Annotated in this window: 24 protein-coding genes; 16 read left to right on the top strand and 8 right to left on the bottom strand. The window is 71.4% G+C overall.

What is annotated here, in order from left to right; translation table 11 throughout:
• Positions 1-228 precede the first annotated feature (228 nt).
• From E2C04_RS16365 to E2C04_RS16355, 3 genes are all read right to left on the bottom strand, one after another.
• A complete protein-coding gene (locus tag E2C04_RS16365) occupies positions 229-3,033 on the bottom strand; it encodes a PD40 domain-containing protein (RefSeq protein ID WP_135833416.1) in 2,805 nt (934 codons plus the stop codon).
• Positions 3,030-3,527, bottom strand: a complete 498-nt coding sequence (locus E2C04_RS16360) for a SigE family RNA polymerase sigma factor (protein WP_135833415.1) — start codon at positions 3,525-3,527, stop codon at positions 3,030-3,032. Before E2C04_RS16360 ends, E2C04_RS16365 begins: the two co-directional genes overlap by 4 nt.
• 151 nt (positions 3,528-3,678) lie before the next feature.
• On the bottom strand, positions 3,679-4,356 hold the full coding sequence (locus E2C04_RS16355) for a Crp/Fnr family transcriptional regulator (protein ID WP_135833414.1): 678 nt from the start codon (positions 4,354-4,356) through the stop codon (positions 3,679-3,681).
• A 217-nt stretch (positions 4,357-4,573) separates the two neighbouring features.
• On the opposite strand from E2C04_RS16355, the gene nth reads away from it, so the two are divergent.
• The 4 genes from nth to E2C04_RS16335 are packed head-to-tail and all read left to right on the top strand — an operon-like array spanning position 4,574 to position 7,747.
• Positions 4,574-5,290 (top strand): endonuclease III, encoded by a 717-nt coding sequence (gene nth / locus E2C04_RS16350; RefSeq protein WP_135833413.1) that lies wholly within the window; start codon positions 4,574-4,576, stop codon positions 5,288-5,290.
• Positions 5,287-5,847 (top strand): TlpA family protein disulfide reductase, encoded by a 561-nt coding sequence (locus tag E2C04_RS16345; RefSeq protein ID WP_135833412.1) that lies wholly within the window; start codon positions 5,287-5,289, stop codon positions 5,845-5,847. The genes nth and E2C04_RS16345 overlap by 4 nt, the downstream gene beginning before the upstream one ends.
• Positions 5,844-6,566 carry an NUDIX hydrolase gene (locus E2C04_RS16340; protein WP_135833411.1) on the top strand — a complete coding sequence of 241 codons (723 nt, stop codon included), beginning with the start codon at positions 5,844-5,846 and terminating at the stop codon, positions 6,564-6,566. Before E2C04_RS16345 ends, E2C04_RS16340 begins: the two co-directional genes overlap by 4 nt.
• A gap of 5 nt (positions 6,567-6,571) precedes the next feature.
• Positions 6,572-7,747 carry a MarP family serine protease gene (locus tag E2C04_RS16335; protein WP_135833410.1) on the top strand — a complete coding sequence of 392 codons (1,176 nt, stop codon included), beginning with the start codon at positions 6,572-6,574 and terminating at the stop codon, positions 7,745-7,747.
• Here the strand turns inward: E2C04_RS16335 and E2C04_RS16330 are convergent.
• Positions 7,657-8,244, bottom strand: a complete 588-nt coding sequence (locus E2C04_RS16330) for a phage holin family protein (protein ID WP_135833409.1) — start codon at positions 8,242-8,244, stop codon at positions 7,657-7,659. The genes E2C04_RS16335 and E2C04_RS16330 overlap by 91 nt on opposite strands.
• A gap of 130 nt (positions 8,245-8,374) precedes the next feature.
• On the opposite strand from E2C04_RS16330, the gene nhaA reads away from it, so the two are divergent.
• Together nhaA and E2C04_RS16320 are read left to right on the top strand one after the other, a co-directional pair.
• The gene (gene nhaA / locus E2C04_RS16325) at positions 8,375-9,796 is read left to right on the top strand and encodes a Na+/H+ antiporter NhaA (protein ID WP_202977816.1); all 1,422 of its coding nucleotides are present in this window, start codon (positions 8,375-8,377) and stop codon (positions 9,794-9,796) included.
• A gap of 80 nt (positions 9,797-9,876) precedes the next feature.
• The gene (locus tag E2C04_RS16320) at positions 9,877-10,944 is read left to right on the top strand and encodes a PP2C family protein-serine/threonine phosphatase (protein WP_158630735.1); all 1,068 of its coding nucleotides are present in this window, start codon (positions 9,877-9,879) and stop codon (positions 10,942-10,944) included.
• On the opposite strand, the gene E2C04_RS16315 is transcribed toward E2C04_RS16320, so the two are convergent.
• Genes E2C04_RS16315 through E2C04_RS16310 form a run of 3 tightly spaced genes read right to left on the bottom strand, consistent with a single transcriptional unit; the run spans position 10,935 to position 12,115 of the window.
• On the bottom strand, positions 10,935-11,375 hold the full coding sequence (locus E2C04_RS16315) for a hypothetical protein (protein WP_135833407.1): 441 nt from the start codon (positions 11,373-11,375) through the stop codon (positions 10,935-10,937). The genes E2C04_RS16320 and E2C04_RS16315 overlap by 10 nt on opposite strands.
• 39 nt (positions 11,376-11,414) lie before the next feature.
• The gene (locus tag E2C04_RS17885) at positions 11,415-11,564 is read right to left on the bottom strand and encodes a hypothetical protein (protein ID WP_158630734.1); all 150 of its coding nucleotides are present in this window, start codon (positions 11,562-11,564) and stop codon (positions 11,415-11,417) included.
• A gap of 32 nt (positions 11,565-11,596) precedes the next feature.
• Complete coding sequence (locus E2C04_RS16310) at positions 11,597-12,115, bottom strand: gamma carbonic anhydrase family protein (protein ID WP_135833406.1); 519 nt, start codon at positions 12,113-12,115, stop codon at positions 11,597-11,599.
• 82 nt (positions 12,116-12,197) lie between these two features.
• Between E2C04_RS16310 and E2C04_RS16305 the strand changes: the two genes are divergently transcribed.
• The 4 genes from E2C04_RS16305 (at position 12,198) to E2C04_RS16285 (ending at position 15,650) form a co-directional block, all read left to right on the top strand.
• Positions 12,198-12,491 (top strand): hypothetical protein, encoded by a 294-nt coding sequence (locus E2C04_RS16305; RefSeq protein ID WP_135833405.1) that lies wholly within the window; start codon positions 12,198-12,200, stop codon positions 12,489-12,491.
• 104 nt (positions 12,492-12,595) lie between these two features.
• Positions 12,596-12,814, top strand: a complete 219-nt coding sequence (locus E2C04_RS16300; RefSeq protein ID WP_135833404.1) for a PspC domain-containing protein — start codon at positions 12,596-12,598, stop codon at positions 12,812-12,814.
• Positions 12,815-13,040: 226 nt separating this feature from the next.
• Positions 13,041-14,213 (top strand): alcohol dehydrogenase catalytic domain-containing protein, encoded by a 1,173-nt coding sequence (locus E2C04_RS16295; protein ID WP_238694348.1) that lies wholly within the window; start codon positions 13,041-13,043, stop codon positions 14,211-14,213.
• A 456-nt stretch (positions 14,214-14,669) separates the two neighbouring features.
• Entirely contained in the window at positions 14,670-15,650 is a 981-nt protein-coding gene (locus tag E2C04_RS16285; protein WP_135833402.1) for a TIGR03557 family F420-dependent LLM class oxidoreductase, read from the top strand.
• 79 nt (positions 15,651-15,729) lie between these two features.
• Here the strand turns inward: E2C04_RS16285 and acs are convergent, their stop codons facing one another.
• Positions 15,730-17,700 (bottom strand): acetate--CoA ligase, encoded by a 1,971-nt coding sequence (gene acs, locus E2C04_RS16280; protein ID WP_135833401.1) that lies wholly within the window; start codon positions 17,698-17,700, stop codon positions 15,730-15,732.
• A gap of 266 nt (positions 17,701-17,966) precedes the next feature.
• Between acs and E2C04_RS20370 the strand changes: the two genes are divergently transcribed.
• The 6 genes from E2C04_RS20370 to E2C04_RS16260 are packed head-to-tail and all read left to right on the top strand — an operon-like array spanning position 17,967 to position 22,989.
• Positions 17,967-18,368, top strand: a complete 402-nt coding sequence (locus E2C04_RS20370) for an MFS transporter (protein ID WP_238694347.1) — start codon at positions 17,967-17,969, stop codon at positions 18,366-18,368.
• The gene (locus E2C04_RS16275; RefSeq protein ID WP_338088850.1) at positions 18,272-19,444 is read left to right on the top strand and encodes an MFS transporter; all 1,173 of its coding nucleotides are present in this window, start codon (positions 18,272-18,274) and stop codon (positions 19,442-19,444) included. Before E2C04_RS20370 ends, E2C04_RS16275 begins: the two co-directional genes overlap by 97 nt.
• A gap of 2 nt (positions 19,445-19,446) precedes the next feature.
• Positions 19,447-21,216, top strand: a complete 1,770-nt coding sequence (locus E2C04_RS16270; protein WP_238694346.1) for a molybdopterin oxidoreductase family protein — start codon at positions 19,447-19,449, stop codon at positions 21,214-21,216.
• Entirely contained in the window at positions 21,186-21,545 is a 360-nt protein-coding gene (locus E2C04_RS20365) for a molybdopterin oxidoreductase family protein (RefSeq protein ID WP_238694345.1), read from the top strand. The genes E2C04_RS16270 and E2C04_RS20365 overlap by 31 nt, the downstream gene beginning before the upstream one ends.
• Complete coding sequence (locus tag E2C04_RS16265) at positions 21,542-22,588, top strand: NAD(P)/FAD-dependent oxidoreductase (protein WP_135833400.1); 1,047 nt, start codon at positions 21,542-21,544, stop codon at positions 22,586-22,588. The genes E2C04_RS20365 and E2C04_RS16265 overlap by 4 nt, the downstream gene beginning before the upstream one ends.
• Positions 22,558-22,989 (top strand): (2Fe-2S)-binding protein, encoded by a 432-nt coding sequence (locus E2C04_RS16260; RefSeq protein ID WP_158630733.1) that lies wholly within the window; start codon positions 22,558-22,560, stop codon positions 22,987-22,989. Before E2C04_RS16265 ends, E2C04_RS16260 begins: the two co-directional genes overlap by 31 nt.
• Positions 22,990-22,997: the final 8 nt, after the last annotated feature.

Below are 22,997 nucleotides of genomic sequence, written 5' to 3'. Positions count from 1 at the left end.
GCGAGGTGAGCCAGGATCCCGGGGCGGGTCCTCGCCCCGTCGAACGGGTTCTCGAGGCCCACCAGGCCGTCGGTGATGAGCAGCCCGCCCACGACCTGGCGCACCTGTCCGGCGGTGTGGGGGTTGGAGGCGTCGTACTCGGCGACGGTCTCCTTCGCCCGCGCGACCAGGCCACGTGCTGCCCCGAAGATCTTCATACCGGGATCGTGGCAGGCGGGTCGCGCCGGGTCAGGTGATTCGCGTGTTTCGACGCCTCCACCAGCGCCACGGGGCGAACGCGACGAGCTGTACCACCAGCCCTGTGACCAGCACTCCGATCAGCACCTGGCGGACCGTCGTGAGCGGCCACCGCGGGCCCGCGAAGTCGAAGGGCGGTGACGCGGCGAGGGCGCTCGCTGCGGAGACGCCGGTCGCGTCGTCCACGCCCCGCAACTCGGTGAGCTCGGCTGCGCCCCGGGCGCCGACGGCCAGGACAGCGGGCGTCATCCTCCCGGACCCCATCGGTCGCGCATGCATGATCATCACGTCGCCACGCGGCGTGTGGCCCTGGACCTCGACCCGGTCGAGGTCACGCGGTGCGTTCCAAGGGTCCAGCTCCAGCTGGCTGGTGGGATCGGTGAGGTCGAGACGGCGCAGCCCGGAGCCGTAGGTGTACTCGACCCCGCCGTTCATCCCCACCGCCAGGCTGGTGCCGTCGGGGGAGAGCGAGGCACTGGTCCAGTTCAGGGCGATCCCGGTGACACGACGGGAGGAGACGGTGGTCTCGGGGTCGGCCGGCAGGGTGAGGAGACTGCGGCCCGAGACGATGTAGGCCGCTCCGTCGTCGGCGGCGGCGAGCCCGACGTACCACCCCTCTGCGGAGTCGAGGACCCGGAAGGCTCCGTCGAGCTCGTCGAGCGGGGTGCTGCCGGCGACGCGCACCTTGCCCCGGAAGGCCATGCCCTCGGGGCCCCACTCGGCCGCCTCGTCACCGAACCACGCCAAGCGGCTGCCGTCCGGCGACCACGCCAGGTGGAGCACCCGGACGGGACGGTCGTTGCGACCCACCAGCGGGAGCCGGCGCATCGTGCCCTCGACCAGGTCGGCCACGGCGATGCCGGCCGTGTCGGAATCGTAGTAGCCACCCATCCCGTCGCCGGCGTCGATGTAGGGCCAGGCCAGCTGTGTCCCGTCAGGGCTCAGCTGGGCCCGGATGCCGGCGTACCGCTCGAAGTAGTACTGGGGGAAGCCGGGAAGGAGCACCGGGCGGTGCCGTCCGTCGTGGGCGTCGACCAGGATCGCCACGCCCTCGTCCCCGGAGAAGACCATCGAGGTGACACCCGGTGCGGCGTCCGTGACCGGGGCGATCGCCGGGCCGTCGTCCATCCCTGCCCGCATCCAGCGCCACTCGGCGTGCGCCGGGAGCGCGGGCTCGTCGCTGGTGGGCGCCCCGAGGGAGGACCACAGCGGCTGGGTGGCCCAGGCCAACGCTCCTGCGACGACCAGCAGGCGTAGCCCTGCGCGACGCGAACCGGCAAGGGTGCTGCCGGGCAGGCGGATCCAGGTGAGGAGCAGCGCCACGACCACGCCGCCGACCACGAACGTGGTGGTGGACCAGGAACGGATCGCGCCGATGAACGGGAGGGAGGCGATCCCCAACGAGATCAGGGCGGCAAGAGCCCACCCCGACGCCTTGCTGCGCGGTCTCGTCGCCGCGGCCGCGTCGGCCGCCGTCCGACGGCGACGACGCTCGAAGAGCCAGAGTGCCACCACGACGACGGCCGACCCGAGCACGAACCAGAGCCAGTTGGAGCGAGGCGCCCAGTCGGGCCGTGGTCCTGCGATCGGATCGGCGTCGCCCAGCGCACTGGCGACGCTGAAGTCCGCCCCGGTGGCGCCATGGATCCGGATGAGGTCGCTGGGTGCGCCCCGGTCGGTCGAGCGCTGGATCACCGGCTCGTCCAACGTCGTGGCGAGGAGGGCGCCGTCAGGGGTCCATCCCAACGGTGTGGTGGCGAAGTCTCCGGAGACGTCCCAGGGACGGCCGGTGAGGCCCAGATCCGGGTCGTCCAGGTCCAGGTCGAAGGTCTGCGCCCTCCCGTCGTCGTCCTGCACGCCCGAGAGCGCGACCGTCGTGAGGTCGGTGGACAGGGGCGTGGGCGATTCCTCGCCCGACGTCTCGGCGGCGTCGTACGGCTGCCCCTCGTCCTCGCGCAGCGGCCCGGGGCGAGTGTCCGCGTCGAGCTGCCACAGCCTGCGCCAGTCACCCACCACGAGTCCGCCGTCGGGACGTGCGGCCAGCACCCCGAGGCTGGAACGTGACGGCAGTCGCCACGGACCGCCGAGCTCGTCGTCAAGGCTGGCCACGCCGGCCCAGACCCGTTCGTCGTTCCCGCCCTCGGGGTCGTACGCAAGGGCGGCCCACCCGACCCGGCTCCCGTCGGGTGACCACTGCAGCCGGGTGACACGCAACGGTGCGCCGTCCGGGGCCTCCAGGACGGTCGTCGTCTGGTCACCGGTCGACAGGTCGACGATCGCCACCCCCGCCATGTCCTCGTCGCGGACGGCGCCCGGCACGAAGGAGGCATGGGCCAGGTGGCGTCCGTCAGGCGACAGTGCCACCTGCGGCAACGCCATGCCGGGCACGTCGAGGTCGGGCAGCGTACGCACGTGGTGGCGCGCGTCCTTCGCGGAGACCAGGAGCACGGCTCCGTCGTCCAGCGGCAACGCGACCGACGCAGGACCGACGTCGTCCACCGGACGCGGTGGGTCGTCCAGCTCGCGCACCTGCGGCACCCACACCTCCTGGGGCAGCGCTCCTCCCCGCGGGGCGTCAGCGGGACGTACGAGCACGTCAGGCCTGACCAGCGCGACCGAACCGAGGAGCACCAGGAGGGCCACGGCAGCCGCCACCGCCAGACTCATGCGTGACGTGGGGCGCGGCGCGCGGCCGCGGCTCCACAGGTCGCCGGGAAGGGGAGTGGGGACGAAGTCGTCGGCCACCTCGTGGAGGCCGCGGCGCAGCTCCTGCTCGAGGGTCTCGTGCGCGTTCATGGCGTCCTCCCGAGGAGTTCGGCGAGGTGGGGAGCGTGGTCGCGGAGGCGGCGCAACGCCTGGCTGTGGGTCGACTTCACGGTGCCGACGGAGACACCGAGCGCCTCGGCGGCCTGGGTCTCGGTGAGGTCCTCGTAGTAGCGCAGCACGATCACGGCCCGCTGCTTGGTGGTGAGGCGCTCGAGCGCCGCCATGAGCGTCAGGCGTGCGTCGGCATCGTGCCCGGGGTCGGCGACCCGGTCGCCAGTGAGCTCGTGCTCGCTGAACCTGAGCCGTCGCCAGCGCGAGACGTTGGCCGTGTAGATCGTGCGCCGGACGTACGCCTCGGGGGAGGTGTGGATCTTCTCCCAGCGCCGGGCCGCCTCCAGCAACGCCTGCTGGACGAGGTCCTGCGCGGTGTGGTGGTCGCTGGTGAGGAGGAAGGCGGTGCGCTGGAACGCCGGCCCACGGGCCGCCACGAACTCGTTGAAGCCCGCTTCGTCTGCTGTGAGCACCTCTCACCTCCTCCTCGGTCACAGGGGGAGACGACCGCCCCCGACGAGAAGGTTGGCAGTGGGTTCCGACTTTTTCTGCATCTCGCCTGCGCCCGCCGAGAAAATGGCAGAAGGGCGAGGGATCACCCTCGCCCTTCCGTACGTCGACGGGTCAGCGCGCGCGCTTGCCCAGACGCTCGATGTCCATGATCACCACGGAGCGGGGCTCCAGGCGGATCCAGCCGCGCGAGGCGAAGTCGGCCAGCGCCTTGTTGACCGTCTCGCGGGAGGCGCCGACCAGCTGGGCGAGCTCCTCCTGGGTGAGGTCGTGGTGCACGTGGACGCCGTCGTCGGCGGAGCGGCCGAAGCGGTCGGCGAGGTCGAGCAGTGCCTTGGCGACACGGCCGGGCACGTCCGAGAAGACGAGATCGGCGACGACGTCGTTGGACTTGCGCAGGCGCGAGGCGAGCTGGCTGAGCAGGCTGCGGGCCACGGTCGGGCGACCCTCGAGCCAGCGCAGCAGGTCCTCGTGCGAGAGGGAGGCGAAGGAGGCGTCGGTGACCGCGGTGACGGTGGCCGAGCGCGGGCCCGGGTCGAAGAGCGACAGCTCGCCGAACATCTGGCCGGGGCCCATGACCGCCAGCAGGTTCTCGCGGCCGTCGGCGGCGGAGCGTCCGAGCTTCACCTTGCCGTCGAGCACGACGTAGAGCCGATCACCCGAGTCGCCCTCGTGGAAGAGCACGTCGCCGCGGCGCAGCTTCGTCTCGGCCATCGAGTTGCTCAGCGCGGTGGCGGCTTCGTCGTCCAGTGCACTGAAAAGCGGTGCCTGTCGAAGCACGTCGTTGTCCACGGATCCTCCAGTCGTAGCGGCGTCCCGAGTCCCCGGGGGCACCTCATCCTAACCAGTGGTATACCTCACACGCCCACATTGGGGGCGGAAGGTCGTGCGAACGTGGCCGTCAACCACCGCTTGCGGGCGGGTGTGAGCGGTCTCCGGCGCTGGCCGCGCGTCGTCGTACGCGTCGTTGGCCCGGTCATTGTCGGAGCGCCACCGTAGGCTGACCGGCGTGCCAGCACTCCCTGTTTCCACCCCGCCCGACACCTCCTTGGTGCGCCGTGCGCGCAAGGTCAACCGGGTGCTCGCCGAGACCTATCCCGACGCCCACTGCGAGCTCGACTTCGACGACCCGTTCCAGCTGCTGGTCGTCACCGTGCTCTCCGCGCAGACCACCGACCGTCGGGTCAACGCGGCGAGGCCGGCGCTCTTCGCGGCCTACCCGGACCCTCGCGCGATGGCCGCGGCGCCGCGTGAGCACCTCGAGCAGCTGGTCGGACCGCTGGGCTTCTTCCGCCAGAAGACCACCTCGCTGCTCAAGCTCTCCGCCGCGATCGTCGACAACTTCGACGGCGAGGTGCCCGGGCGCCTGGAGGACCTGGTGACCCTGCCGGGCGTGGGCCGCAAGACCGCCAACGTCGTCCTGGGCAACGCCTTCGACGTCCCCGGCATCACCGTCGACACCCACTTCGGCCGCCTCGTGCGCCGCTTCGGCTGGACGACCGAGACCGACCCGGTGAAGGTCGAGCTCGCAGTGGGGGAGCTCTTCCCCAAGAAGGACTGGACGATGCTGTCCCACCACGTGATCTGGCACGGGCGTCGTCGCTGCCACGCCAAGAAGCCCGCCTGCGGTGCCTGCCCTGTCGCGCGCTGGTGCCCGTCGTACGGTGAAGGTCCCACGGACCCCGTCGAGGCCGAGAAGCTCGTGAAGACGCAGGGGCCGGCATGAGTCGCACCTCCCGTCGTACGCCGCTCCTGCGCGCCGCCGCCGTCGTCACCGCCGCCGTGCTCGCCCTCGCGGGCTGCACCTCCGACGACCCCGGCTCCCCCCAGGGCCCTGCCGCCCTGCCCGCCCCGATGCCGGAGCTGACCCTGCCCGGCTTCGCAGGGGCTCCCTCGGTGGACCTCGGCGCGATCGACACCCCGACCGTCGTGAGCCTGTGGGCGTCGTGGTGCAACCCGTGCCGCAAGGAGATGCCCCTCATCGAGGAGTTCTCGCAGAAGTACGAGGGTCGCGTCGACGTGCTCGGCGTCAACTACCAGGACGCCCAGAGCAAGGCAGCCGAGGAGTTCGTCGAGGAGACCGGGGCGACCTACCCGATGGTCGTCGACCTCAAGGGCGAGCTCGACGGCCTCGACCCCGTGCCGCGGGTGCCCGGCCTTCCGTTCCTGGCCTTCGTCGACGCCGACGGTGAGCTCGTCGGCGTGGAGATGCAGCTCTTCGACGACCTCGCCGAGTTCGAGGAGCTCGTCGGGCGCCACCTCGACCTGGGGGAGGCGTCGTGAGCGAGGTCGTCCAGGACCCCGACCGCTTCCCCGAGTGGCTCCGGCCGGTCGTCGAGGGCGCCGGGACGATCACCGTCGACGACCTGACCCGCTTCGCCCCACCCCCGGGAGTCGACGCCCGGCGCGGCGCGGTCCTGATGCTCTTCGCCGAGTCGGAGAACGGCGAGCCCGAGGTGCTGCTCACCGAGCGCGCCCACCACATGCGTACGCAGCCGGGGCAGGTCTCCTTCCCCGGCGGCGGCATCGACGAGGGTGAGACGGTCGTCGAGGCGGCGCTGCGCGAGGCGTACGAGGAGATCGGGCTGGTCTCCGCCGAGATCGACGTCTTCGGCCAGCTGCCCGACCTGTGGCTCCCGCCGGCCAACTACGTGGTCACCCCCGTGCTGGGCTACTGGCGCGACCGCGGGATCGTGCACGTGGCGAGCCCCGACGAGGTGCACGCCATCCACCACGAGTCCATCGCCGAGCTGCTCGACCCCGAGCACCGGTTCAACGTGCGCCACCCCAGCGGGTGGGTCGGTCCGGGCTTCTCGGTCGGCGCGGAGAAGGAGGTGATCCTGTGGGGCTTCACCGCCGGGATCATCGCCCGGCTCTTCGACCACGTGGGGTGGACGACGCAGTGGGACAAGTCCCGGGTGCGCGACCTGCCACCCCTCATGCTGCAAGGTAATGCCCCTGGGCAGGCGGACCTCGCCCCCAACACGAAACTGCGGGAGTAGACCGGGTGAACGTCCTCGACTGGGTGCTGGTGGTCGTCGCCTACATCTATGCGCTCTCGGGCTACTGGCAGGGGTTCGTCACCGGCGCCTTCGCGACCATCGGCCTGCTGGCCGGTGGTTTCTTCGGCGTCTGGCTGGCTCCTGTCGCCCTCGGCAACGCCCAGCCGTCGCTGTGGGTCTCCCTCGGCGCGCTGCTGATCGTGATCCTGGCGGCCTCGTTCGGCCAGGCCGCGCTGCAGTGGGCCGGCGCGAAGATCCGCGACCGGATCACCTGGCAGCCCGTGCGCGCCCTCGACGCCGTCGGCGGCGCCGCCCTGTCGGCTGCCGCCGTCCTGGTGGTGGCGTGGGTGCTCGGCGTCGCGATCTCCGGCTCGCAGCTCTCCACGGTGACCCCGGTCGTCCGCTCCTCGGTCGTCCTGGCCAAGGTCGACCAGGTGCTGCCCGGCCGCGCGACCGAGGCCCTGCACGCCTTCAACAACGTCGTCGGCACCACCTTCTTCCCGCGCTACCTCGAGCCCTTCGCCCCCGAGCGGATCGTCGCGGTGCCGCAGGGTGACCCGCGCACGCTCAACGACCCCGAGGTCAAGGCGGCCGAGGCGAGCACGTTCAAGGTCTACGGCAACAACGACTGCGGCCGCGGCGTCGAGGGCACCGGCTTCTTCTACGCGCCGGGGCGCGTGATGACCAACGCCCACGTCGTGGCCGGCGTCGACGCCCCCGAGGTCGAGATCGACGGTGAGCGGGTGCCGGCCACCGTCGTGCTCTACGACCCCGACCTCGACGTGGCTGTCCTCGCGCTCTCCGCCCGCGGCGTGCCGCACCTGGACTTCGCCCGGGACGTCGCCGACAGGCAGGCGGTGGCCGTGCTCGGCTTCCCCCAGGACGGTCCCTACGACGTGCAGTCGGGCCGGGTCCGCGCCACGCAGCGCCTGCGCTCGCCTGACATCTACGGCGAGGGCACCGTGATCCGCGAGGTCCTGTCGCTGCGTACGTTGGTGCGTCCCGGCAACTCCGGCGGTCCGGTGGTCGACACCGACGGTGACGTCGTCGGCATGGTCTTCGCGGCCTCGGTCACCGACCGGCAGACCGGCTACGCGTTGACCTCGCAGCAGGTGGGCGAGTCGGCGTCGATCGGGATGACCGCGACGCGACCGGTCGACACGGGCGCCTGCGCGGGCTGAGCGACGTCGAACGTCGACCAAATGTCGGTCCTGCCGGATCGGCTGAGCGTGGCAGGAGCGCCTTTGGTCGACGGTGCACGGTCGATGACCGTGCGCCGGGTCAGCGCTTGAGGAGCTGGGTCGTCCTGCGCCTGGCGGATCGCACGCTCCGGCGCCTTGACCTTCTTGACCTTGCGCAGGCCGACCAGCGCGAGGATGGCGGCGACGAGCAGGTAGAAGCCCGTCACGATGAGGTAGGCCCAGTGCAGGTCGAGACCCTTGCCGCCCCAGTGGATGAAGTGGGCGATGGTGATCGAGAGCAGGATCAGGACCATCAGGCCCATGAAGGCCGCGCCGGCGAAAAGGCCGATGCCCGTTCCGCCCGCCTTCACCGAGACCTTGAGCTCCGACTTCGCGAGCTCGATCTCCTTGTGGATCAGGGAGGAGACGTCGCGACTGGCGTCGCTGATCAGACGGCCGATGGTGGGGTCGGTGTCCTTGACCGGTTCGGTTGCCATGCGTCGCACCCTACAGAACCGCCGGAGCGTGATGCACGGCACGCTGTAGTGTGGCTCCCGGAGTGCCGGGAAGTCTGGTCGGCCCGCGTCGACGTGACGCGGTGGTGCAGGACCGACTTCAAGGAGTGACGTGACATCCCCCAGCCCCCTCTCGCGCCGTCGTGACGCCGACCAGGTGTGGACCCGCGGGCCCGTGTGGAGCCGAAGCGACCGCGCGTTGGCCCGCCTGGTCGCCCGACCCGTGCGGGAGTTCATGCGCATCGAGTCGGCGGGGTCGATCCTGCTGCTCCTGGCCACGGTCGCGGCGCTCGTCTGGGCCAACGCGTCCTCGTCGTACGACGCGTTCTGGCACACCCCGATCACCGTCGAGGTGGGTTCGTGGACGCTGAGCGAGTCGCTGCAGCACTGGGTCAACGACGCCCTGATGGTCATCTTCTTCTTCGTCGTCGGGCTCGAGATCAAGTACGAGCTCGTCAACGGCGACCTGCGTGACCCCCGCAGCGCGGCCCTGCCGATGATCGCCGCGGTCGGCGGCATGGTCGTCCCGGCGGGGATCTACGCGGCGCTCAACGCCGGCGGCGACGGGGCCGCTGGTTGGGGCATCCCGATGGCCACCGACATCGCCTTCGCGGTCGGGGTGCTGGGCGTGCTGGGTCGGCGCATCCCGAGCGCGGCGCGGCTCTTCCTGCTCACGCTGGCGGTGGTCGACGACATCGGCGCCATCCTGGTGATCGCCGTGTTCTACACCGCCGACCTCTCGCTGCCGGCGCTCGCGCTCGCCGTGGGCGGCCTGCTGGTGATGGTCGCGATGCGCATGGTGCGGATCTGGAACCGGTGGGCCTACGTCGTGGTCGGCGTCGGCGTCTGGCTCGCTCTGCTCGCCTCCGGGGTGCACGCGACGCTCGCCGGTGTCGCGATCGGACTGCTCACCCCCGCCGTGCCGCTGCTCAAGGAGGAGGTGGCGCGCCGCTTCGCCGTCGAGACGCTGCGCGACGACCACCTGGACCCCGACGAGATCGCGCGTCTGCGCTTCCTGCTCGACGAGTCCGTCCCCGCGGTCGAGCTGCTCCAGTCGCGGCTGCACCCGTTCTCCGCGTACGTCGTCCTCCCGCTCTTCGCGCTCGCCAACGCCGGCGTGCCGCTCAGCCTGGGGGACCTGGCGGCGGCGCTGACCTCGCAGGTGGGTCTGGGGGTCATCCTCGGCCTCGTGGTCGGCAAGCCGCTGGGCATCCTGCTCTTCACCGTGGTGGCGGTGAAGCTGGGCGTGGGGCGTCTGCCCGAGGGCGCGACGTGGCCGATGCTGCTGGGCCTCGGCGCCGTGGCCGGCGTCGGCTTCACGGTGTCGATCTTCATCGCGAGCCTCTCCTTCCCGGGCGCCCAGCTGCTGACCGACGAGGCCAAGCTCGGAATCATCGCCGCCTCGGTGACGGCCGCCGTGGTGGGCGTCGTGGTCCTGCTCGCCGCGACGCGGAGGAGCGATGCGACGGCGGTGCACGAGTCTTTGCCCTCGGGTACCCGCCAAGACCCCTCGGATCAGCCTGACGTGCGTTAGGTTGGGGTTACTTCCGGTAGCGGCCCCGCTCCGCAGGTGGGGAAGGGCGTGACGAAGAGATGAGAGCGACACCGACGCAGGTGGTCGGCCGCATCGCGGTGACCCTGCTGGCGGCGCTCGTGGTTGCGGACGTCGTCGTCGTCGACGTCGCCCTCTCCCCGCTCTTCGCGTTGGCGCCCGTGGTCGGAAGCATCGCGCTCCGCACCCGGCACACCAGCGAGCTGGCCGTCGCCGCTACTGCCCTGGCTGTCGGCTCCGACCTCTGGAACGAGGACCTCTGGGGCGGGCAGCACCTGGTCCGCGTCGTCGACGTGGCCCTGATGAGCAGCGTCGCGGTCGTCATCGCCTACGTACGCCGCCGCTCGACGAAGCGGATCGGCGAGCTGAAGGCGTTGGCCGAGATCGCCCAGTACGCGGTCCTGCCGGTCGTGCCGGCGCGCGTCGGGCAGACTGGCGTCGCGGTCCGGTACGAGTCCGGCACCCAGGACACGGTGATCGGTGGGGACCTCTACGACTGCTACCACTCCAGCACGCACATCCGCTTCCTGATCGGTGACGTGCGCGGCAAGGGGATCGAGGCGGTCGAGCAGTCGGCCCGCGTGATCCGGGCCTTCCGCCAGGCCGCGGCGATCCAGCCGGACCTGGAGTCGGTGGCGGTGGAGATGAGCCGCTACCTCCACCCCTTCTTCTCCGACGAGGAGTTCGTGACCGCCCTGGTGCTCGACACCACCGAGGCCGGTGTGGTCCGCATGGTCAACGCTGGACACCCCGCTCCGCTGCTGGTGCATGCCGACGGCACGTGGGAGTTCGTCGAGCGCGACGCCGACCTGCCCCTGGGGCTGGGCCTCACCTTCGGTCGCCACGAGTTCGCCTGGCAGCCCGGCGACCGCCTGCTGCTCTACACCGACGGCGTCACCGAGGCCCGGGACCGTCGCGGCGAGTTCTTCGACCTGGGCGCCCACGCGCGCATCCTGGCCGACAACACCCTCGAGGTGGCCCTCTCCCGACTGCTGCAGCAGGTCCGTGACCACTCCGACCGTCACGAGCTCGGCGACGACGTCGCGGTGATGCTGATGGAGTACTCCCCGCAGGCGGAGACCACCCAGGCGGTCGTGGACGACCGCGACTGGCTCGAGCTCTACGCGTAGTCGTCGATCGGGTCGACGTCGCTCGTCCCGGCGTCGGGCGCCTCGGCGGGCGGTCGGAAGACAGCCTCGAGCGCCTGCACCACCACGGCCAGGCTCTCCGTGAGGGGTCGCGCGTACGACGCCTTCAGCTCGGCCGACAGGGCGCCTTCGCCGACGGCGTACAGGGTCGAGGGGAGGGACCGGCCCTCGAGGTCGACCCGCGCCAGCAGGCCGGTGGTCTGGTCGAACTCGATCGTGAGGTCGGTGGAGTGCCCTCGCTGCCACTCCTCGGGCCTGGCCTGCGGGAGCCACGGGTGCGCGGCGATGAACGCGTCCTGCGGTGCGCAGAAGACGGCCTGGCTCCAGTCGCCCTGGGCACGGTCGAAACCGGCCGGCGTGAGCACCGGGCCCAGCGTGGAGTCGAGCAGGGCGAGGAGGTCGTCGTCGGTCACGGGGTGAGTCTGCCCGGTGCCGCCGACGGTTTCGCCCTGTCAGTCGTCGCGCAGGGCCTCGTGCTGGTCGACGTTGCGTACGTCGTCCGGCTCCGCCGAGCGGTCGACCTCGACGCTCGTGACGGTCTCGTCGAGTGCGGGAGCCTTCGGCAGCTGGCTGTACTTCCCGTTCGGTGTGCTGGCGGTCATGGAGACACCGTAGACCCGCGACGACCTCCGCGTCAGTCGACGACGGTGGCGCCCCGGTGGGTCTCGCGGTGCGCCTCGTAGACGGCCGCGTTGCGGTGCAGCTTCGCGACCTCGTCGTCGGTGAGCTCGCGTCGCACCTTCGCGGGGACGCCGGCGACCAACGTACGCGGGGGCACCTGCATGCCCTCGGTGACCAGGGCGCCGGCGGCGATGAGGACCTCGTCGCCGATGACGGCGCCGTTCATCACGGTGGCGCTCATGCCGACCAGGACGTGGTCGCCGATGGTGGCGCCGTGCACGACGGCGCCGTGGCCGACGGAGACGCCCTCGCCGAGCGTGACGGGCTTGCCGGGGTCGACGTGGAAGACGCAGTTGTCCTGCACGTTGGAGCCCTTGCCGATGGTGATCGGCTCGTTGTCGGCGCGCAGCACGGCGCCGTAGAAGACCGAGGCGCCCTCGGCCAGGTGGACGCGGCCGACGAGGGTGGCGTTGGGGGCGACCCAGGCGGAGTCGTCGATGGTGGGGGCGTGGTCACCGAGTGCGATCAGCATGCGGGCGAGGCTAGCGCCCGGCGCCGACAGGCGGCTCACTGATTCCGCTTCACGCGCGTGCCGACGCCCCTAGGGTCGCCCCATGACCGGCGCGGGGACTGCAGCACGCGTGGCGATGCGTGCCCTCGGTGCCGGCCTGGGCGGCTTCCTCGCCGGCTGGGTCTTCGTGCCGTGCCTGCTCCTGGTCGGCTTCGCGCGGAGTGGCTTCGGCACGAGCGACAGCCTGCTCAACGTCGCGGCGTACGTCGGTCTCAGCGCGGTTTGGCCGGTCGCCACCGTGGCGTTCGGCTGGTGGCTGGAGCGGCTCGGCACCGCACTGGTGGGTTTCGCCGTCGGTGTCGGGGTCGCCGTGGTGGTGCTCGGGATCTTCGCCTGAGCCGTCGTCGAGGGTCGATCCCCGGGTCGGGTCAGGGTCGATCCCGATGGTGCGGGTCGTCGCGGCGCAGCAGGCTGGGAGGACTACCACCCCAGGAGGAACCCATGTCCGACATCCGTGCCAGCCTCGGCCAGCGAGGCCTCTACCGCCCGCGTGACCACCGCATCCTCGGTGGCGTCTGCGCCGGCCTCGGTGAGCGCTTCGGCCTCGGCCCGTGGACGGCCAGGCTGCTCTTCGTGCTGCTGCTGATGGTCGTGCCCGGCAGCCAGCTGCTGATCTATCCGGTGCTGTGGATCCTGATGCCGGACGAGCTGTCGCGCTGAACTGGTGACAACTGAGCTGGTGACAACTGAGCCGGTGACAACTGGTCGATGGATGCAGATTCCGGCGCTGGGAGCGACATCGATCGACCAGTTGCGCTGACGCGTCGTGAGCGGCCGACCCGGGGCGTCCGTGTACGACCCCGACTCTGTGGGTAGTGCCTGTGCAGGGGCTCGTCCCGTGGCCCCGCTCCCGACTCGAAGGTGGTTGACTCATGAAGGCAGTGACGTGGCAGGGCACCACAACATGCAGGTCACGGAGGTGCCGGACCCGCGCATCGAAGAGCCGACCGACATCATCATCCGCGTCACCTCGACCGGCCTGTGCGGCTCTGACCTGCACCTCTACGAGACGCTCGCCGCGTTCATGGAGCCGGGCGACATCGTCGGGCACGAGCCGATGGGCATCGTGGAGGAGGTCGGCGCCGACGTCACGAAGGTGAAGGTGGGCGACCGAGTGGTCGTGCCGTTCAACGTCTCCTGCGGCTCGTGCTGGATGTGCGACCAGAAGCTCTTCAGCCAGTGCGAGACCACGCAGAACCCTGAGCACGGCACGGGCGCCAGCTTCTTCGGCTACTCGAAGCTCTACGGCCAGGTGCCCGGCGGTCAGGCGGAGTACCTGCGCGTCCCGTTCGGCAACTTCCTCCCGGTCAAGGTGCCGCACGAGCACTCCGACGACCGGTTCCTCTTCCTCTCCGACGTGCTGCCGACGGCCTGGCAGGGCCTGAAGTACGCCGCCGTCCCCGACGGCGGCACGCTGCTCGTCCTCGGCGCGGGCCCGATCGGCGACATGGCCGCACGCATGGGCGTACGCGCCGGGCACCGCGTCATCAGCGTCGACCGGGTGCCGGAGCGGCTCGCCCGCACGGCGGCCTTCGGCGCGGAGACGATCAACTTCGACGAGGTGAAGGGTGACGGCGGGGTCGCCGCCGTCGTCCGCGAGATGACCGACGGTCGCGGCGCCGACTCGGTGATCGACGCGGTCGGCATGGAGGCCCACGGGTCCCCGGTGGCCCAGGGCGTGCAGAAGTTCGTGGGGCTGCTGCCCGACGCGATCGCCGAGCCGATGATGAAGAAGGCCGGCATCGACCGGCTCGCTGCCCTGCACACCGCGATCGAGGCCGTACGCCGCGGCGGCACCGTCTCGCTCTCGGGCGTCTACGGCGGTGCGGTCGACCCAATGCCGATGTTCCAGATGTTCGACAAGCAGGTGCAGCTGCGGATGGGCCAGGCCAACGTGCGCGCCCACACCGACGAGCTGCTCTCCATGCTGGTCGAGGACGACCCGTTCGGCGTCGACGCCTTCGCCACCCACCACCTCCCGCTCGACGAGGCGCCCCAGGCGTACAAGCACTTCCAGAAGAAGGAGGACGGCATGGTGAAGGTGGTCTTCAAGCCCTGATCCTGCGGCTCTTCCAGCGCCTGTCGTCACGGCGTCGACTCCTCGGAGTCGGCGCCGTGGTGCGTGCTCGCGAAGGGTGCCCTCCCGCTGGTCAGCAGCGAGGTCGCCTCGGGTGGTGAGCGTGAGGTCCTTGCCCCGGGGAGACGGCGTCCCCCACGCCCGACGCAGTGCCCACGTCCGTCACGTGGCAGGCGGTCGACATCTCCTCCGACGACCTGAGGCCTTTGCTGCGCGGGGCGGACGTCGTGGTGCACCTGGCCTGGAAGATGCAGCCCAACGCCACCGCCACGCGAGCGCGACCCCGACGACCAGCAGCCCCCCACAGGCCAGCATCAGCAGCATGGGAGGCAGTCAAGCAGCGGCGGGACGGCGAGGCCACTGGTCCAGACAGGAGGCCCGGCGGAGTCGCGCGCACGAGGGGGAGTACCGGGCGCGCTCCCGGGGTAACGGACCCCCATGAGGCTGGGATACACGTTGATGACCGAGCAGTCCGGACCGCGCGAGCTGGTGCGGTACGCCCAGGGCGCGGAGGCGGCCGGGTTCGACTTCGAGGTGAGCAGTGACCACTACTTCCCGTGGCTGGCGAGCCAGGGGCACTCCCCGTACGCCTGGAGCGTGCTGGGCGCGGTCGCGCAGGCCACCGAGCGCGTCGGGCTGATGACGTTCGTGACCTGTCCGACGCGGCGCTACCACCCCGCCGTTGTGGCGCAGAAGGCCGCGACCATGGGGTTGCTGAGCGACGGCCGCTTCACCCTCGGGCTCGGGTCGGGCGAGAACCTCAACGAGCACGTCGTCGGTGCGTGGCCCTCGGTCGGGGTGCGGCAGGAGATGCTCGTCGAGGCGATCGAGATCATCTCGCACCTGCTCGGTGGGGAGACGCTCAACTTCGACGGCTCGTACTTCGAGGTGCACGAGGCGAAGCTGTGGGACCTGCCCGACGAGCCGGTGCGGATCGCGACAGCGATCTCCGGCCAGCAGGGGATCGACCAGTTCGCGCCCCTCTCCGACGACATGGTGGCCGTGACGCCCGACGCGAGCCTGGTGGAGGCGTGGGACGCCGCGAAGCAGGGCTCCGGGGGTCGCAAGTTCGGTCAGCTCCCGATCTGCTGGGCGCCCGACGAGCGCACTGCCCTCGAGCTGGCCCACGACCAGTTCCGCTGGTCGGCGTCCGGGTGGGCGGTCAACGCCGAGCTGCCGGGGCCGGCCTCCTTCGACGAAGCCACGAAGTCGGTGCGCCCCGAGGACGTCGCCGAGTCGATCGCCTGCGGCCCCGACCTCGACAAGATCGTCGAGAACGTCAAGGCCTACGCCGACGCCGGCTTCACCAACCTCGCGTTGCTGCAGGTGGGCGACCAGTACCAGGAGCAGTTCCTGGAGGTGGCGAAGGCCGAGCTACTGCCGCGGCTGCGGGAGGCCGTGGGCACCACCGGTGCCTGACCCCCCGTACGCACGACGGCGCGACACCCACCCGGGTGCCGCGCCGTCGCTGCGTACGAGCTCAGCTCACGCAGTCAGCTCACTTCGCGTTGCCGGCCTCGCGCGCCTTGATCAGCTCCATCACCGACGAGTCGGCGAGCGTGGTCACGTCGCCGACGTCGCGGCCCTCGGCGACGTCCTTGAGCAGGCGGCGCATGATCTTGCCGGAGCGGGTCTTGGGCAGCTCGGGCACGACCATCACCTGGCGCGGCTTGGCGATCGGGCCGATCTCGTGGGCCACGTGGTTGCGCAGCTCGGTGACGATGTCCTCGCCGCCGTCGCCCGCGTTGTCACGCAGGATCACGAAGGCGCAGACGGCCTGGCCGGTCATGTCGTCGGCGGCACCGACCACGGCGGCCTCGGCGACCTTCGGGTGCGACACCAGGGCCGACTCGATCTCGGTGGTGGAGAGCCGGTGGCCCGACACGTTCATCACGTCGTCGACGCGGCCGAGGACCCACAGGTCGCCGTCCTCGTCCTTCTTCGCGCCGTCACCGGCGAAGTAGAGGCCCTGCCAGCGGGACCAGTAGGTGTCGACGAAGCGCTGGTCGTCGCCCCACAGGGTGCGCAGCATCGCGGGCCACGGCTCCTTGAGGACGAGGTAGCCGCCGGAGCCGTTGGGCACCGACTTCGCCTCGTCGTCGACCACGTCGGCCACGATGCCGGGCAGCGGCCGCATCGCGGAGCCCGGCTTTCCGGCCGTCACGCCGGGCAGCGGGGAGATCAGGATCTGGCCCGTCTCGGTCTGCCACCAGGTGTCGACGATCGGGGCCTTGTTGCCGCCGATGTGCTCGCGGTACCAGATGTAGGCCTCGGGGTTGATGGGCTCACCGACCGACCCGAGCAGGCGGATCGACGACAGGTCGAACTTCGCCGGGATGTCGTCGCCCTGCTTCATGAAGGTACGGATCGCGGTGGGCGCGGTGTAGAAGATCGTCACGCCGTACTTTTCGATGATCTCCCACCAGCGGCCCTTGTGCGGCGCGTCGGGGGTGCCCTCGTACAGCACCTGCGTGGCGCCGTTGGCGAGCGGCCCGTAGACCATGTAGGAGTGGCCGGTCACCCAGCCGACGTCGGCGGTGCACCAGTAGACGTCGGTCTCCGGCTTGAGGTCGAAGACGCTCCAGTGCGTGTACGACGTCCCGACGAGGTAGCCGCCGGTGGTGTGCAGGATGCCCTTCGGCTTGCCGGTCGTGCCGGAGGTGTACATGACGTAGAGCGGGTGCTCGGCGTCGTGCATCTCGGGGGTGTGGTCGGGTGAGGCGCCGTCGACGACGTCGTGCCACCACACGTCGGTGCCCTCGTTCCACGCGACGTCCTGACCCGTACGACGCACCACCAGCACGTTGCGCACGGTCACCTCGCCCGCGGCGTTGACCTTCTGCACGGCCTCGTCGACCGCGGGCTTGAGCGCCGACGGGGCGCCACGGCGGTAGCCGCCGTCGGAGGTGACCACGACCTCCGCGCCGCAGTCGGTGATGCGGGAGGCGAGCGCGTCGGAGGAGAAGCCGCCGAAGACCACGGTGTGCGGCGCACCCAGGCGGGCGCAGGCCAGCATCGTCACGACCGTCTCGGGGATCATCGGCATGTAGATGGCGACCCGGTCGCCCTTCTTCACGCCGAGCTCGGTGAGCGCGTTGGCGGCCCGCGAGACCTCGTCCTTGAGCTGGGCGTAGGTGATGTCGCGGGTGTCGTCGGCCGGCTCGCCGACCCAGTGCAGGGCGACCTTGTCGCCGCGACCGGCGTCGACGTGGCGGTCGACGCAGTTGACGGAGGCGTTGATCTCGCCGCCGACGAACCACTTCGCGAAGGGCGGGTTGCTCCAGTCGAGCACCTGGTCCCACTTCTTGCCCCAGTCGAGGCGCTCGGCGGCCTCGGCCCAGAACGCTTCACGGTCTCCTGCCGCGCGGTCGTACGCCTCCGCCTTCACGTTGGCGTCGGCGGCGAGCTCCGCCGGCGGCTCGAAGCGCCGGTTCTCGTGCAGCAGGTTCGACAGGGTCTCGTCGGCCATGAGGGGTGTCCCTTCGCGGTGGCTTGTGATGGCGATCACCCCAAAGGTATTCCGCGTCACAGGAGGTCGGTAGATGCGGTCCCGCCAGCGGCCTCCTTGGTGCGGTGAGCGGTCCCGCGGGCGGGACCACCGGCGTACGCCCACAGCCGCGTGCGCGACCACCGTGAGGTTGTGAGGACAAGTTCACAGTTGCGTCGCAGCGACGCCGAACCAGCCGAAACCTCACGGCAGGAGCGTGGTGCCACACCACTGACCGAGGAGAGACCATGAGCACTGCCGCCACGCAGCGCCGCACCGGACGCTGGATCGACGACTGGAGGCCCGAGGACGAGACGTTCTGGGCCGAGACCGGGCAGAAGGTGGCCCGCCGCAACCTCGCGGTCTCCATCTTCGCCGAACACCTGGGCTTCTCGGTCTGGCTGATCTGGTCGGTCTCGTCGGCCTACCTGCTGGCGTCAGGCTTCGAGTTCACTCCGCAGGAGCTCTTCTTCCTGATCGCCCTGCCCAACCTGGTCGGCTCGCTGCTGCGGGTGCCCTACACGCTGGCGGTGCCGATCTTCGGGGGCCGCAACTGGACCATCGCCTCTGCGCTGCTGCTGCTCATCCCGTCGGGCCTCTTCGTGGTCGCCGTGCAGAACCAGGCCACCCCTACTGGGTCTTCTGCCTGATCGCGGCGACCGCCGGCTTCGGCGGCGGCAACTTCGCCTCGTCGATGGCCAACATCAACTTCTTCTACCCGGCCGCCAAGAAGGGCGCCGCGCTCGGCCTCAACGCCGCCGGCGGCAACCTCGGCGTCGCGCTGATCCAGTTCGGCCTGCCGGTCGTCATCGGTGGCGCCGGCGTCTTCGGCCTGGTCAAGGCCAGCGACGGCGGCATCCACCTCGAGCGCGCGGGCTGGGTGTACGTCGTCCTCTCGCTCGTCGCCGCCCTCCTCGCGTTCCGCTACATGGACAACCTGTCCACCGCCGAGTCGAAGCCGCGCGAGCAGCTCTCGGTGCTCAAGGAGCGTCACACCTGGATCATGGCCTTCCTCTACATCGGCACCTTCGGCTCCTTCATCGGCTACTCCGCCGCGATGCCGCTGCTGATCAAGCTCAACTTTTTCGTGCCGACGCCCGCCCCGACCGGCACCGGCATCAACTTCGCCTACTACGCCTTCCTCGGTGCGCTCGTCGGGTCGCTGACCCGCCCCTTCGGCGGCTGGCTGGCTGACAAGTTCGGCGGCGCCCGCGTCACCGTCTACGTCTTCGGTGCCATGGTCCTCGGCACCCTCGGCGTGCTCTGGACGCTGACGCAGCTCACCCCCAACCCGACGGCCGACCCGGCGATCGCGCTTGACAACCAGGCGTGGTTCCCGGCCTTCCTGGCCTTCTTCCTCTTCGTCTTCGCCGCGACCGGCATCGGCAACGGCTCGACCTACCGGATGATCCCGACGATCTGGCGCACCAAGGCGCTCGAGGCCTGCGACGGCACCGAGGCCGGCCGCACCGCCGCCGTCGCCAAGGCCACCAAGTCGGCCTCCGCCGCCATCGGCATCATCGGCGCGGTCGGCGCCATCGGTGGCTTCCTGATCCCGATGATCTTCGGCGCCCCGTGGGTGGAGGACCCGGTCGCCGCCGTGCGCAGCGCCTTCGTCGTCTTCGCCGGCTTCTACGTGGTCTGCGGCTTCGTCACCTGGACCGTCTACCTTCGTCGCAGCGTGCTCGTCGCCCGCTTCCCGAGCCTCGCCCCTGCAGGAGTCTGAGCATGGTCGTTGACGGCAGAGCCCCCTCGTCGACCACCACCCACTGCCCCTACTGCTCCCTGCAGTGCGGCATGCGCCTCGAGCGCGTCGGACGGACCCTCCAGGTCGCCGAGTGGGCGGAGTTCGGGGTCAACGAGGGGGCGCTGTGCCGCAAGGGCCGCACCGCCACGGGGCTGCGCGGCCACCGCGAACGGCTCACCACGCCACTGGTCCGTGACCCCGCGACGGGCGAGTTCCGGGCAGCCGGATGGGACGAGGCGCTCGACCTCGTCGCCGCCCGGCTCGCCGAGATCCAGGCCGAGTCCGGCCCTGACAGCATCGCCGTCTTCGGCGGCGGCGGACTCACCAACGAGAAGGCCTACGCGCTCGGCAAGTTCGCCCGGACCGTGCTGCGCACCAGCCAGATCGACTACAACGGCCGCTGGTGCATGTCGTCGGCCGCCACCGCCGCCAACCTCTCCTTCGGCCTCGACCGCGGCCTGCCCTTCCCGCTGCGCGACGTCGAGACCGCCGACCTGGTCGTGCTCGTCGGCTCCAACATGGCCGAGACCATGCCCCCCGCAGCCCGTCACCTCGACCGTCTGCGCGCGAGCGGCGGGAGGCTCGTGGTCGTCGACCCGCGGCGTACGCCCACGGCCGAGCGCGCCGACCTCGTCCTGCAGCCCGTGCCCGGCACCGACCTCGCGCTGGCGCTCGGGGTGCTGCACCACCTCGTCGCCACCGGCGCCGTCGACGAGGAGTACGTCGCCGCGCGCACCACCGGCTTCGACGACGTACGCCGCTCGGTCACCGCGTGGTGGCCCGAGCAGGTCGAGCGGGTGACCGGCGTGCCCGCGGACGACGTCCGGGCGCTCGCCGACCTGTTGGCTGCCCACCCGAAGGCGATGATCCTCACCGCCCGCGGCGCCGAGCAGCAGTCGCAGGGCACCGACACCGTGCTGGCCTGGATCAACGTGGCGCTCGCCCTCGGGCTGCCGGGGCGCGAGGGCGCCGGGTGGGGCTGCCTCACCGGCCAGGGCAACGGCCAGGGCGGGCGCGAGCACGGGCAGAAGGCCGACCAGCTGCCCGGCTACCGCTCGATCGAGGATCCGGCCGCCCGCGCCCACGTCGCCGAGGTGTGGGGCGTCGACCCCGCCACGATCCCCGGCAAGGGCCGCTCGGCCTACGAGCTGCTGGAGGCGCTGGGCCAGGCGGACGGACCGCGCAGCCTGCTGGTCTTCGGCTCCAACATCGTCGTCTCCGCACCGCGCGCCAGCCACGTCACCGAGCGGCTCGCCTCGCTCGACCTGCTCGTCGTCGCCGACATCGTGCTCAGCGAGACGGCCGCGATGGCCGACGTGGTCCTGCCGGTCACCCAGTGGGCCGAGGAGACCGGCACGATGACCAACCTTGAGGGCCGCGTCATCCTGCGGCAGCGGGGCGGTCGCGCCGCCCGAGGGCGTACGCAGCGACCTCGACGTCATCGCCGGGTTGGCCCACCGGTTCGGCTCGTCGCTCGACTTCCCGACCGACCCCGAGAAGGTCTTCGCCGAGCTCGGCCGCGCGTCGGCCGGGGGGGGCCGACTACTCCGGCATCACCTACGACCGGATCCGCGACGAGCAGGGCGTCTTCTGGCCGTGCCCGGCGACGCCGGAAGGGGCCGCGCCGCACCCCGGCACGACCCACCTCTTCGCCGACCGCTTTGCCACCCCGGACGGTCGGGCCCGCTGCCACGTCGTCGAGCACCGCGGCGCCGCCGAGGTGCCGGACGCCGACTACCCGCTGCACCTGACCACCGGGCGGGTGCTGGCGCAGTACCAGTCCGGCGCCCAGACCCGCCGGATCAAGGAGCTGCCCGACAGTGGCCCGTTCATCGAGGTGCACCCGCTGGTGGCCGCCCGGCTCGGGATCGACGACGGCTCGCTGGTCACGCTCACCACCCGCCGCGGTGACCTGCGCGCGGCCGCCAAGGTGGTCGACACGATCCGCGAGGACACCGTCTTCGTGCCCTTCCACTGGGCGGGGGTCAACCGGCTCGTCAACGACGCCCTCGACCCGCGCAGCCGGATGCCGGAGTTCAAGGTCTGCGCGGCCGCGCTGAAGGTGGGAGGCCACCGATGAGCCCTGCAGGGGAGCGGCGGATCGTCGTCGTCGGCGCCGGGATGGCCGCCGCCCGCCTGGTCGAGGGGCTGGTCGCGCGCGGCCTCGGGCCGCAGGTCACCGTGCTGGGCAAGGAGCACCACGCCCCCTACAACCGGATCCTGCTCTCGGCGGTCCTCGAGGGCACCCACGACGCCGGCGCGCTGACCCTGCGCGACCCGGCCTGGTTCGCCGAGCACGGCGTCGACCTGCGCCTGGGGGTGCGGGTCGTGGAGGTCGACCGGGGGCGCCGCGTCGTGCGTACGGTTGACGACACGGGTGCGGAGGCCGAGGTCGCCTTCGGTCGCCTCGTCCTGGCCACCGGGCTGATCCCCAAGCTGCCGCCGATCCGTGGGGTGGTCGACCGCAAGGGCCACCTGCACCCGAAGGTGCACGCCTTCCGGACGATGGCCGACTGCCGCGACCTGCTCGCCGTGCTGCCCGACGCGAGGCGGGCCGTCGTCGTCGGCGGCGGGCTGCTCGGCCTCCAGGTCGCCCGTGCGCTCGCCGGCCGCGGCCTCGCCTGCGAGGTCGTCGAGGGCTCGGAGCACCTGATGAGCCGTCAGCTCTCCGCGCCGGGCGGACAGGCGCTCGCCCGCGACCTGCGCCGCCTCGGCACCAGCGTCTACACCGGGTCGCGCGCGGTGAGGCTGACTGACGAGGGACTGGTGCTCGACAACGGCTTCACGCTGTCGACCGACCTCGTCATCCTCACCGCGGGAGGACGCCCGGCGATGGCGCTCGCGCGTGACGCGGGCCTGACCGTACGCCGCGGGGTCGTCGTCGACTCCCCCTCGCCTCGGTCGACGACCCCGAGATCCACGCGATCGGCGACTGTGCCGAGTTCGTCGACGCCGAGGGTGTGGCGCGGACCACCGGCTTCGTCTCACCGGCCTGGGAGCAGGCGAGCCTGCTGGCCGAGATCCTCGCCGGGGAGGAGCGCGCCTACCGCGGCTCGCGCAGCGTCGCCCGGCTCCGCGCCACCGACCTCGACGTGGCCGTGCTCGGCGAGCCGGAGGAGATGAACGCCGACGAGCAGACCGAGGTCGTCGAGATCTTCAACCCGCTCGCTGGCTCCTACCGCAAGCTGGTGGTGCGCCACGGCGTGATCGTGGCCGCCACCCTGGTGGGCGACCTCAGCCACGTCGGGCTGATCACCCAGCACTACGACCGCGGCACCCGCCTGGGGCCCGACGAGCCCGGCGCGCTGCTGATGCCACCGCGCCCGACCGGGCCCACGCGGCTGCACGACTCCACCGAGATCTGCTCCTGTGCCGGCGTGAGTGCCGGCGAGGTCCGCGCCTGCTCGTCGCTGGAGCAGGTGGTCGAGACGACACGGGCGACCACCGGTTGCGGCGGCTGCAAGGAGGCGGTCTGCCAGCTGCTGGGGACCACGACTCCGCAGGAAGCTCGCGCCCTCGGCTGAGCGTCTGA

This window comes from Nocardioides daphniae, assembly GCF_004777465.1.
GTDB lineage: Bacteria > Actinomycetota > Actinomycetes > Propionibacteriales > Nocardioidaceae > Nocardioides > Nocardioides daphniae.
This window is presented reverse-complemented; position numbering and strand designations above follow the sequence as displayed.